12 protein-coding genes, 1 tRNA gene and 2 rRNA genes are annotated in these 11,132 nt (G+C 40.3%); 12 read left to right on the top strand and 3 right to left on the bottom strand.

The window, feature by feature from the left end; genetic code table 11:
• From QI30_RS03895 to tsaD, 7 genes are all read left to right on the top strand, one after another.
• Positions 1 to 231, top strand: a 23S ribosomal RNA gene (locus QI30_RS03895); the annotation flags it as partial.
• 124 nt (positions 232 to 355) lie between these two features.
• Positions 356 to 471: ribosomal RNA gene (gene rrf, locus QI30_RS03890) — 5S ribosomal RNA — on the top strand.
• Positions 472 to 622: 151 nt separating this feature from the next.
• Positions 623 to 699, top strand: a tRNA-Asp gene (locus tag QI30_RS03885).
• Between the two features lie 131 nt (positions 700 to 830).
• Complete coding sequence (gene tsaE / locus QI30_RS03880; protein WP_126989640.1) at positions 831 to 1,283, top strand: tRNA (adenosine(37)-N6)-threonylcarbamoyltransferase complex ATPase subunit type 1 TsaE; 453 nt, start codon at positions 831 to 833, stop codon at positions 1,281 to 1,283.
• On the top strand, positions 1,280 to 1,981 hold the full coding sequence (gene tsaB, locus QI30_RS03875) for a tRNA (adenosine(37)-N6)-threonylcarbamoyltransferase complex dimerization subunit type 1 TsaB (protein ID WP_126989639.1): 702 nt from the start codon (positions 1,280 to 1,282) through the stop codon (positions 1,979 to 1,981). The genes tsaE and tsaB overlap by 4 nt, the downstream gene beginning before the upstream one ends.
• Before the next feature lie 10 nt (positions 1,982 to 1,991).
• Complete coding sequence (gene rimI / locus QI30_RS03870) at positions 1,992 to 2,432, top strand: ribosomal protein S18-alanine N-acetyltransferase (protein WP_126989638.1); 441 nt, start codon at positions 1,992 to 1,994, stop codon at positions 2,430 to 2,432.
• Entirely contained in the window at positions 2,432 to 3,454 is a 1,023-nt protein-coding gene (tsaD, locus tag QI30_RS03865; RefSeq protein WP_126989637.1) for a tRNA (adenosine(37)-N6)-threonylcarbamoyltransferase complex transferase subunit TsaD, read from the top strand. Before rimI ends, tsaD begins: the two co-directional genes overlap by 1 nt.
• Positions 3,455 to 3,646: 192 nt before the next feature.
• Here the strand turns inward: tsaD and QI30_RS03860 are convergent, their stop codons facing one another.
• Complete coding sequence (locus tag QI30_RS03860; RefSeq protein ID WP_126989636.1) at positions 3,647 to 3,904, bottom strand: hypothetical protein; 258 nt, start codon at positions 3,902 to 3,904, stop codon at positions 3,647 to 3,649.
• A 201-nt stretch (positions 3,905 to 4,105) separates the two neighbouring features.
• Positions 4,106 to 6,049 carry an ABC-F family ATP-binding cassette domain-containing protein gene (locus QI30_RS03855; protein WP_126989635.1) on the bottom strand — a complete coding sequence of 648 codons (1,944 nt, stop codon included), beginning with the start codon at positions 6,047 to 6,049 and terminating at the stop codon, positions 4,106 to 4,108.
• Between the two features lie 93 nt (positions 6,050 to 6,142).
• Between QI30_RS03855 and QI30_RS03850 the strand changes: the two genes are divergently transcribed.
• From QI30_RS03850 to tatC, 3 genes are all read left to right on the top strand, one after another.
• Entirely contained in the window at positions 6,143 to 6,778 is a 636-nt protein-coding gene (locus QI30_RS03850) for a redox-sensing transcriptional repressor Rex (protein ID WP_126989634.1), read from the top strand.
• A gap of 82 nt (positions 6,779 to 6,860) precedes the next feature.
• Complete coding sequence (locus QI30_RS03845; RefSeq protein ID WP_126989633.1) at positions 6,861 to 7,052, top strand: twin-arginine translocase TatA/TatE family subunit; 192 nt, start codon at positions 6,861 to 6,863, stop codon at positions 7,050 to 7,052.
• Positions 7,053 to 7,068: 16 nt separating this feature from the next.
• Positions 7,069 to 7,854: a twin-arginine translocase subunit TatC gene (gene tatC / locus QI30_RS03840; protein ID WP_126989632.1), complete on the top strand. Its 786-nt coding sequence runs from the start codon at positions 7,069 to 7,071 to the stop codon at positions 7,852 to 7,854.
• Between the two features lie 145 nt (positions 7,855 to 7,999).
• On the opposite strand, the gene QI30_RS03835 is transcribed toward tatC, so the two are convergent.
• Positions 8,000 to 8,671, bottom strand: coding sequence for a CPBP family intramembrane glutamic endopeptidase (locus tag QI30_RS03835; protein WP_233600512.1), 672 nt, complete (start codon positions 8,669 to 8,671; stop codon positions 8,000 to 8,002).
• Between the two features lie 184 nt (positions 8,672 to 8,855).
• Here QI30_RS03835 and QI30_RS03830 point away from each other — a divergent pair, with 184 nt between their 5' ends.
• On the top strand, positions 8,856 to 9,116 hold the full coding sequence (locus QI30_RS03830) for a co-chaperone GroES (protein ID WP_126989631.1): 261 nt from the start codon (positions 8,856 to 8,858) through the stop codon (positions 9,114 to 9,116).
• 51 nt (positions 9,117 to 9,167) lie between these two features.
• A complete protein-coding gene (gene groL, locus QI30_RS03825; protein WP_126989630.1) occupies positions 9,168 to 10,793 on the top strand; it encodes a chaperonin GroEL in 1,626 nt (541 codons plus the stop codon).
• Positions 10,794 to 11,132 lie beyond the last annotated feature (339 nt).

Genomic DNA, 11,132 nt, shown 5'->3' with positions numbered 1-11,132 from the left:
GGATGGACACACCGCTGGTGTACCAGTTGTCTTGCCAAAGGCATCGCTGGGTAGCTATGTGTGGACGGGATAAGTGCTGAAAGCATCTAAGCATGAAGCCCCCCTCAAGATGAGATTTCCCATTACGCAAGTAAGTAAGACCCCTGAAAGACGATCAGGTAGATAGGTTCGAGATGGAAGTGCAGCGATGTACGGAGTTGACGAATACTAATAGGTCGAGGACTTAACCAAATATACTTTCATGTCCATGTTTATCCAGTTTTGAAAGAATAATTATTTTTCTAAAAAAGTAATTGACTTTCACTCAATATGATGTTAAAATAATTAATGTTCTTGAGAAAAGGTAATTAAATAGTCTAGTAATGATGGCAAAGAGGTCACACCTGTTCCCATGCCGAACACAGAAGTTAAGCTCTTTAGCGCCGATGGTAGTTGGGGGTTTCCCCCTGCGAGAGTAGGACGTTGCTAGGCACACAGAGACGGACAGTATGTTCGTCTTTTTTGTTTTTATACGAATCAATACCGCAGTAATAAATAAAGTTTATTATACCTATAAAAAAATTTATAAAAGTATTGCTATATATTAAGCACCTTGCTATAATATTTTTTGTAAATAATCTTTGGTCCGGTAGTTCAGCTGGTTAGAATGCCTGCCTGTCACGCAGGAGGTCGCGGGTTCGAGTCCCGTCCGGACCGCCATTTTTTATTTATGTAAACACAGCAATGGCGCTGTGTTATTTTTTTTGCCTAGAAATTGAATTCATACACTTTGAACAATTAACTTGAATTCGTTACACTATAGATATGCATTTTTGGAGAGGACGAGAAACATGACGATTGAATGGACTGTACAATCTTTAGAAGAGACACAAGCTCTTGCCATGAAGCTCGCTGATTTATTACAACCACAAGATACGATTACACTAGAAGGCGACTTAGGTGCAGGAAAAACAACGTTTACACAAGCACTTGCTAAAGGTTTAGGAGTAAAACGTATCGTTAATAGCCCGACATTTACGATTATGAAACAATATGAAGGACGCCTTCCACTCAATCATTTAGATGTTTATCGTCTAGCTGATAGTGATGAGGATCTTGGCTGGGATGAAATCTTTTTCGGCGATGCAGTGTCGGTTGTAGAATGGGCGCATTTAATTGAACCAGACCTACCGGCAGAACGACTTGCGATTCGTATTGAACGTGTTGATGCAGACGCAAGACGATTTTTACTAAACCCAACTGGAACACGTTATGAGCAGTTGTGTGAGGAGTTAATGAAATGATTTGGTTAGGTATTGATACAGCAAATACACCGCTTGCCGTAGCGTTAGTGAAAGACGGTCAAGTGCTCGCAAACGAAGTAACAAATATTAAGTTAAATCACTCAGGTGGTGCGATGCTTGCGATTGAGCGCTTATTAACACGTGTGAAGTTAACAGCGCAGGATATTGATGCGGTGGCAGTCAGCGAAGGGCCTGGCTCATACACAGGTATTCGTATTGGCGTAACGATTGCGAAAACATTAGCATGGACACTGAACAAGCCTTTAGTAGGCGTTTCAAGCTTAAAAATGCTAGCAGCAAATGCGGCAATGTATAATGGCATTGTTTGTACGTTAATTGATGCACGCCGTCAAAATGTATACGCGGGTGCTTTTGATGCAGCAAATGGCTTTGAAAATGTTGTTGAGGACCATCACTATAGCATCGCAGACTTAATAGAAAAATTAGATTCACTGAATGCACCTGTATTATTCGTAGGGCATGATGTGGATACTTTCTGGGATGTAATTGTCGAAACATTAGGCGAGCGTGCAGTTCGTGCGCCTTATACAATTGATTTACCAGATGCTGCACAACTAATTTATTTAGCAGAAAAAATGCCTCAATTAACAGGGGATGCGGTGCATAATTTTGTGCCACAATATCGCCGTTTAGCAGAAGCTGAGGCGAATTGGATTAAAGAACAAAAAAATAAGTAGGTGAACAAATGTGGTAACCTATCGTTTAATGACGCTTGCGGATGCAGCCGCTGTTCACCATATTGAAGAAGCTGTATTCCCAGCGCCATGGACATTAGAGTCATTTGAAATGGAAATGACGAAAAATACACAAGCAACCTATGTAGTCGCACTTGAAGACGATGAAATTATCGGTTTTTGCGGTATGTGGATTGTACTTGATGAAAGTCAGATTACAAATGTTGCCGTTATGCCAGCAGGTCGCGGCAAAGGAATTGGGGAGCAATTGATGCGCGAAGCCATGCGCATCGCAAAAGAGCAGGGCTGCGTGGTTATGAGCCTTGAGGTGCGCGTAACAAATGACGTAGCACAAAATCTTTATCGCAAACTAGGATTCCAGGCAGGTGGTATTCGTAAAGGATACTATACAGATAATCAAGAGGATGCTCTTGTCATGTGGGTGAATTTATAATGGAAAAAGATCTTTATATATTAGGTATTGAAAGTAGCTGTGATGAAACGGCCGCGTCTATCGTGAAAAATGGGACTGAAATCATTTCAAATGTCGTGGCATCACAAATTGAAAGTCATAAACGTTTTGGCGGCGTTGTGCCAGAAATTGCATCACGTCATCATGTAGAGAATGTCACAATCGTTCTTGAGGAAGCGTTAAAGCAAGCGAATATGGAGCCTAAGGATTTAGATGCAGTTTGTATTACAGAAGGTCCTGGGCTTGTTGGTGCGCTCTTAATCGGTATTAATGCTGCGAAGGCTTTTGCTTTTGCACATAATTTACCGATTGTCGGCACACATCATATTGCAGGGCATATTTATGCGAATAACTTAATGCAACCAATGGAGTTTCCATTACTTGCATTAGTCGTATCAGGTGGGCATACAGAACTTGTTTTAATGAAAGAGCATGGCTCATTTGAAGTAATTGGTGAAACACGTGATGATGCAGCAGGTGAAGCATACGATAAAGTAGCGCGCGTGCTAGACATCCCGTATCCTGGTGGTCCACGTATTGACCAAATGGCACATGAAAGTGACGAAGCCATCGAGTTTCCACGTGTATGGTTGGAGCCTAATTCGTATGATTTCAGCTTTAGTGGCTTAAAATCAGCCGTTATTAACTATCAACACAACGCAAAACAACGCGGTGGCGATATTAATCCATACCATATCGCAAAAGGTTTCCAAGATAGTGTTGTAGAAGTGCTATCAACGAAAACATTGCGTGCGGCACGTGAATTTAATGTGAAGCAAGTCATCGCAGCAGGTGGCGTATCAGCCAATAAAGGCTTACGTACGGAACTTGAGAAAATCTTCAATGAAGAGGGCATTCCGTTCTTCGTACCACCACTTAAATTATGTACAGATAATGCCGCAATGATTGCCGCAGCAGGAACAGAAATGTTTAAAGCCGGCAAACGTAGCGGTTGGGATTTAAATGGTCGTCCAGGCATGGAATTACGTTCTTGGAATGATTAAAAAAGGAAAATAAAGTTATGCACATGTGGATAACTTTTTGAAACAGTCTGACAATTTACTTGTTGGGCTGTTTTTTAATGCCATAAATCGCGGCATAACGCGATTTGGATAAATTGCATAAATATGTATAATGAAAAATTGGAATCAACTAGCCTGTGGATAACTAAAAAAGATGCAGGATTTTCCTGCATCTTACATATTTAACGTAGCCAATTCTAAGAGAAGAAGGGAAGATGTGAAGCCACCTATTAAAAATGTTAATTTCCCGAGTACAGCAACCGGTAGCTTTTTGTAGAAATTCTTTAAACTGTAGAACCCTATGACAAGACCCAAAATACTTGCAGAACCCCAATACAAATAGTGTAAAAATGATGGTAAATGAACCGCAAAAAAGCCAAGTTGATAAATGAATACAATGACTAACAACGACATTAACCAATTTTTATTCATAGGACGCCTCCTTTTTTATAAGAGCGAAATTTATATCAGGAGGTTGCCGTAAAAAAGAAGAGGCTGGGACATACGTATAAAAACAACCGTTTATATGAGCATAAGAAAAACCGGAATCGTGCTGTAGCGCGGTTCCGGTTTTTCGTTGCGAACGCTAAAAAAGGAAAATGACGTGTTTTGTCCAAGCCTCTCTTTAAAGGATTAAAGTGCTTCAAGCTCTTCGTTTAATTCAAGCCATTCCATTTCAAGCGTATCCTTTTGTTCTTTGGCATCATCTAATGCCGATTGAATGGTCAGTGTTTTTTCATGATCTGAATAGACATCTGGGTCACAAAGCTGCTGCTCATATTCAACAATCTGTGCATCAAACGTTGCCATATCAGCTTCTAACGTCTCGATTTTACGACGAAGGCTGCGTTCTTTTTTCTTGGCTTCTTTATCAATTGATGTGTTTGTCACTTTTTTCTCTTTTACTGGCGTAGGGTGTTTTGCCTGCTCTTCAGCTGCTTTTTCAAGCGCAATTTCTTCGAGCTCCAGTTTTTTCTCAACATAATAATCATAGTCACCTAAATATTCGAATGTCCCATCATGTGAGAGTTCAACAACTTTTGTGGCGATACGATTAATAAAGTAACGGTCATGTGACACGAAAAGCAGTGTGCCTTGGTAATCGATCAACGCATTTTCAAGCACTTCTTTACTATCTAAGTCTAAGTGGTTGGTTGGCTCATCGAGTACGAGGAAGTTATTTTTCTCAAGCATCAATTTGGCAAGTGCTAGACGCGCTTTTTCGCCACCAGACAAGTCACTCACAATTTTTTCAACGTCGTCGCCTGAAAATAGGAAACGGCCGAGTACAGAACGCACATCTTTTTCGTTCATTAATGGCCATTCATCCCAAATTTCTTTAATGACCGTACGATTGCTCGTTAATTTTGCAAGCTCTTGGTCGTAGTAGCCAATTTGAACATTCGTACCAAAGCGTACTTCACCAGCAAGCTTTGGTTGGTCGCCTACAATCGTTTTCAATAGTGTAGATTTACCGACACCATTTGGGCCGACAAGAGCAATACGGTCTTCGCGGTATTCACGTAGCTGAATATTCTCTGAAATTAATTTGTCATCATAGCCAATTGCGAGGTTGTCCACCGATAATACATCATTGCCACTTTGACGCTCGATTTCAAATGTCAGCGTGGCTGACTTTTCATCGCCAAGCGGAGAATCCATCCATTCACGTCGCTCTAACATTTTACGACGGCTTTGCGCCATTTTTGTAGAGGATGCACGAGCAATATTTTTTTCAACAAATTGCTCAAGTTTCGCCTTCTCCGATTGTTCTTTTTCATAGCGTTTAACGTCTAATTCATAGTTTTTCGCTTTTTGGTCTAGATAGTCCGAATAGTTCCCAGAGAATTTTGAGACATGATGACGAGAAACTTCATAGACAATCGACACAACTTGGTCCAAGAAGTAACGGTCATGTGATACGATAAGGATGGCTCCATCGTAGTTCTTCAAATAATTCTCTAGCCAGCTTAGTGTTTCAATGTCTAAGTGGTTGGTCGGTTCATCGAGAATAAGGAGCTCAGGCTTGCTAAGTAGTAGCTTCGCTAGGGCAAGTCGTGTACGCTGACCGCCGGATAATGAATTAATTGGCTGGTCAAACATTTCTCGAGGGAACTGCATCCCATGAAGAACCCCACGTGTATCGGCTTCGTATTGATAGCCGCCACGTGCTTTGAAGTCATGTTGAAGCTGATCATAATCAGCCATAATTTTGGCATATTGTTCAGCATCGTTATAAATGTCTGGGTCTGCCATACGCTGTTCGAGTGAGCGCATCGTTGTTTCAAGCGCTTTTAGGGGCTCGAATATCGTCATCATTTCATCCCATACACTTAGGTCTGAATCAAGACCCGCATGTTGATCGAGATAGCCAAGATGGATATCTTTTGGCATAATAATATCGCCGGAGTCATACGAAAGTTGCCCCGCGATAATTTTTAATAATGTGGATTTGCCGGCACCATTACGGCCAACAAGTGCGACGCGGTCTCGATGCTGTACTTCGAGCTTCACGCCACTTAAAATTTCATCTGCAATATAAGATTTATATAATTGATTGACTTGTAATACAATCATGAAGTACACCTCAGTTCTCATTTTAGTTTATCGAAATGTGGGCAGTGGTGCAATGTTAAGAAGTTAAAGTTAATCCAGGAGGGGACAACCGCTTTGAAAGAAAATTATAAAATTCCGCAGGCCACGACGAAAAGATTACCTCTCTATTATCGTTTCATTCAAAATTTTTCGGAAGCAGGAATAGAACGCATTTCTTCAAAAGAGTTAAGTGAGGCGATGCAAATAGATTCTGCTACGATTCGACGAGATTTTTCACATTTCGGCGCACTTGGTCGTAAGGGCTATGGCTACGATGTACAAAAATTACTCGTTTTCTTTAGAGATGTATTAGATGATAATGAGCGCATGAATGTCGCTGTTATCGGGATTGGTAATCTGGGGCATGCGCTACTGAAATATAACTTCCAAAAAAATCAGAATATGAAAATCGTTGTTGCCTTCGATACGAACTATCCACTTGATGGGAAATTAGTCAATGGTGTACCCGTTTTTCATCCAGATGTTATGGAAGAAAAATTTGAAGAGTTTCATGCTGAGCTACCGATTTTAACAGTACCAGCACGCTCTGCTCAAATGATGACAGACCGCCTTGTTGCGATGGATGTGAAGGGTGTTCTTAATTTCACGCCTGTGCGCCTACAAGTACCGGATACATTCCGTGTACATACAATCGATTTATCAATTGAATTACAGACGCTGAGCTACTTTATGCGTAATGTAGGAAAATGAGTCAATAGTCTATTGAGAACGCTATAGCTAATTGAGAATGATTGCGTTACAATATAGGCATCTTAATGAGGAGGTGCCTGTAATGGGAGGAGTTAGTTTTGGCAGCATTGTAATCATCGCTGTCGTTGCTCTACTTATTTTTGGTCCGAAGAAGCTGCCTGAGCTTGGAAAAGCGATGGGCTCCACGCTCCGTGAATTCAAGAATGCCACTAAAGGTTTAGTGGATGACGATGATGATAAGACAAAAGAGAAAAATAAAGTTGAACATAAATAGTTAGGGAGTTATTGCAATGGAAGATAATGAACTAACGCTTGAACAGCATATAAATGAACTTCGAAAACGGTTAATTACAGTAACCGTTTTCTTTGTCATTAATGTGATTATAGGCCTCTTTATTGCGAAGCCACTTATTCATTACTTACAGTATAGTGAGCATGCAAAGTCTTTGCAGTTACATGCCTTTAATGTCACGGACCCGCTAAAGATTTTCTTTCAGGCGGATTTTGTCATTGCACTTGTGCTGACGATGCCAGTTATTATGTATCAGTTGTGGGCATATGTAAGTCCGGGGTTGTATGCGCATGAACAAAAGGCGACACTGCGCTATATTCCATATGTGATTGTACTGTTTGTCGTTGGCGTTGCATTTTCCTATCTGATTTTATTTCCGTATATTATGAAATTCATGATGGAATGGTCACAGGATATGAATGTGGAGCAAACGATTGGCATCAATGAATATTTTCAGTTTTTATTTAAGATTACCATTCCATTTGGCTTTGTATTCCAGCTACCAGTCATTATGCACTTTGTTGCGCGCATTGGACTTGTAACACCGATGTGGATGGCGAGTGTGAGGAAATATGCGTATTTCTCATTACTGGTCATTGCCGCGATTATTGCACCACCAGAAGTGGTATCACATTTAATGATTACGATTCCACTGTGCATTTTATATGAGATTAGTATATGGATTGCGCGACTTGGGTATCGTCAATATTTGCGCTCAGAGCGTAAGCGGTTGACGGAGCTAGGCATGGAAAAAGAATCGATTGATGGCATGTTAAAAGGGTAAACAGAAAAAGAGGCTGGGACAAAACACGTCATGTTCCTTTTTTAGCGTTCGCAACGAAAAACCGGAACCGCGCCACCGCGCGATTCCGGTTTTTCTTATGCTCATAGGAACGGTTGTTTTTATACGTATGTCCCAGCCTCTTTTTCTATTGAGTAAATGTTACAAAGGTATTTAATAAAATATGCGCAATCATCGGTGTAATAATGCGACCAGTTTTGGTATATAAAAATGCCATAACGAAGCCAGTAATCGCATAAAGTAAAATATGCACAAAATCAAAATGCATAAGCGCAAAGAATAACGAACTAATCAGTGCTGCTACCCAGAAGCTTGTGCCTTGATAAAGTGAACCGAAGATGACACGACGAAATAAGAGCTCCTCTAAAATGGGACCAAAGAGTGCGATAGCCAAAATGGCGATTGGCACAACATCTGTTATACCGAGAAGGGATGTTGTATTTTCAGAGCTGCCGCTAATACCGAGCAATGACTCAATCATGCCACCAATCATTTGGCCAGCGAGCACCATAACAAAACCAATAATTCCCCAAAGAATGGCTTGTGGAAGCGGCATTTTTTCTTTAAAGTTGTCGAAAAATTGTTTGTCGCGTGCAATGAAAAGAATCGATACAATCAGTGCTAAAAGCATACTAAAAAACATATACCAGCCCTGCGTATGAAGTGCCAATTTATCGTGCGTCCATGTAGGGTGTTGGCCTTTATAGAAAGTATACAGCGGTTGCAGTAAAACAGCGCCGCTTAGCTGCATAATAATATACGTAATCAGTATATAGAAAGCTGTTTTTTTATTTTTCACAATAGGAATCCTTTCCTTTACAGTAAGTGTTCTTCCTTATTGTAGAGGAAAGAATGTTAAATTCAAAATTTTTATGCGTAATACTTGCAAGTTCAGTTGAAATTCATTAATATAATACTTGTGTTAGCACTCAAGACTAAAGAGTGCTAATAAATTAAGATATCTTATTAGGAGGTTGTTTCATTTGTTAAAACCATTAGGCAAACGTATTATTATTGAGGTCGTAGAAGTAGAAGAAAAATCTGCATTCGGCATCGTATTACCAGACTCTGCAAAGGAGAAACCTCAACAAGGTAAAGTATTAGCTACTGGATCAGGCGTTACTTTCGACGTGAAAGAAGGCGACGATGTTGTGTTCGCAAAATACGCAGGCACAGAAGTTACTTACGGCGATACTGCTTACTTAGTCCTTTCAGAAGAAGACATTTTAGCGGTAATTGAATAATCCTTGCATATCTTACTTTATTAACTTAAAAATTTCAGGAGGTTTTCAAACATGGCAAAAGATATTAAATTCAGCGAAGAAGCACGTAGCTTAATGCTACAAGGTGTTGATAAATTAGCGAATACAGTAAAAGTGACATTAGGTCCAAAAGGTCGTAACGTTGTTTTACAAAAATCATTTGGTACACCACTTATTACAAATGATGGTGTAACAATCGCAAAAGAAATCGAATTAGAAGATCCATATGAAAACATGGGTGCAAAACTTGTATCTGAAGTAGCTTCTAAAACGAATGAAATCGCTGGTGATGGTACAACAACAGCTACTGTACTTGCACAAGCAATGATTACAGAAGGTCTTAAAAACGTAACTGCTGGCGCGAATCCTGTCGGCATCCGTAAAGGGATTGACAAAGCTGTTGCGACTGCAGTAACAGAACTACAACAAATTTCTAAAACTGTTGAAACAAAAGAAGCAATTGCACAAGTTGCGGCAATTTCAGCAGCGGATGAAGAAGTAGGCGAATTAATCGCTGAAGCAATGGAACGCGTTGGTAACGAAGGTGTTATTACATTAGAAGAATCTCGCGGCTTCACAACTGAACTTGAAGTTGTAGAAGGGATGCAATTTGACCGTGGTTACTTATCACACTACATGGTGACAGATAACGATAAAATGGAAGCTGTTTTAGACAATCCATACGTATTAATCACAGACAAAAAAATCACAAATATCCAAGAAATCTTACCAGTGCTTGAGCAAGTGGTACAACAAAGTCGTCCACTATTAATCATTGCTGAAGATATCGAAGGCGAAGCTCTTGCAACAATCGTTGTCAATAAATTACGTGGTACATTCAATGTCGTAGCTGTTAAAGCACCTGGCTTTGGTGACCGTCGTAAAGCAATGCTTGAAGATGTAGCGGTATTAACTGGTGGTACAGTGATTACAGAAGATATCGGCTTAGATTTAAAACAAGCAACAATCGATATGCTTGGTAATACTGGCAAAGTCGTTGTGACAAAAGACCATACAACAATTGTTGAAGGTGCTGGCTCACAAACTGAAATTGAAGCGCGCGTTGAAAACATCCGTAAACAACACGATCAATCAACTTCAGAATTTGATAAAGAAAAATTACAAGAACGCCTTGCAAAACTTGCTGGTGGTGTAGCTGTAATTAAAGTCGGAGCTGCAACTGAAACCGAATTAAAAGAACGTAAATTACGTATTGAAGATGCATTAAACTCTACTCGTGCTGCTGTACAAGAAGGTATCGTAGCAGGTGGTGGTGTTGCACTTGTATCAATCTACAATAAAGTAGCAGAACTTGCAGATGCAAACGAAGGCGACGTAGCAACAGGTGTACGCATTGTATTACGCGCATTAGAAGAACCAATCCGTCAAATCGCAAACAACGCCGGTCTTGAAGGTTCAGTTATCGTAGACCGCTTAAAACGTGAAGAAGTAGGAATTGGCTTCAACGCAGCAACTGGCGAATGGGTAAACATGATCGACGCTGGTATCGTTGACCCAACAAAAGTTACACGTTCAGCACTTCAAAATGCTGCATCAGTTGCTTCTCTATTCTTAACAACAGAAGCAGTAGTAGCAGAAATTCCTGAAGCAAGTGCTCCTGCAATGCCTGATATGGGCGGCATGGGCGGTATGATGTAATACCACGTTAGGACTTTATCTACCCTAGCGCTTAGCACACATTAAAAAAAGAGCCTTACGACACTTTGTCGGAGGCTCTTTTTTTGTCTATTTTTTTAAAGCCATAATACGTGCGCATACCTTCTAAGGTCGCGACCATAAAGCGTATTTTTTTGATTTATATTCAGCCGTCACATAGTATTCATCGACTTTATAAAGGGCGATGTTTTTACGACCGTCTGTATAGCTGACTTGATTGCTACGTGATTTTTTAGCGTTTTTTCAGTTGTTCTGCCGTCATATAATGCGGCAATGCCCTTTGCAGGAATGCCAGGCAATATGACATCATTTGCTAGGAAA

The organism is Candidatus Kurthia intestinigallinarum, from assembly GCF_003991225.1.
Classification (GTDB): Bacteria; Bacillota; Bacilli; order Bacillales_A; family Planococcaceae; genus Kurthia; species Kurthia populi.
Note: the sequence above shows the minus strand (reverse complement) of the source record. Positions and strands in the feature narration are given on the sequence as shown.

Bases quoted from the DNA above. Each gene is read 5' to 3' on its own strand.
- tsaE (WP_126989640.1), top strand. From the start codon at position 831: ATGACGATTGAATGGACTGTACAATCTTTAGAAGAGACACAAGCTCTT.
- tsaB (WP_126989639.1), top strand. From the start codon at position 1,280: ATGATTTGGTTAGGTATTGATACAGCAAATACACCGCTTGCCGTAGCG.
- QI30_RS03845 (WP_126989633.1), top strand. From the start codon at position 6,861: ATGGGAGGAGTTAGTTTTGGCAGCATTGTAATCATCGCTGTCGTTGCT.
- tsaD (WP_126989637.1), top strand. From the start codon at position 2,432: ATGGAAAAAGATCTTTATATATTAGGTATTGAAAGTAGCTGTGATGAA.
- tatC (WP_126989632.1), top strand. From the start codon at position 7,069: ATGGAAGATAATGAACTAACGCTTGAACAGCATATAAATGAACTTCGA.
- QI30_RS03860 (WP_126989636.1), bottom strand. From the start codon at position 3,904: ATGAATAAAAATTGGTTAATGTCGTTGTTAGTCATTGTATTCATTTAT.
- QI30_RS03855 (WP_126989635.1), bottom strand. From the start codon at position 6,049: ATGATTGTATTACAAGTCAATCAATTATATAAATCTTATATTGCAGAT.
- groL (WP_126989630.1), top strand. From the start codon at position 9,168: ATGGCAAAAGATATTAAATTCAGCGAAGAAGCACGTAGCTTAATGCTA.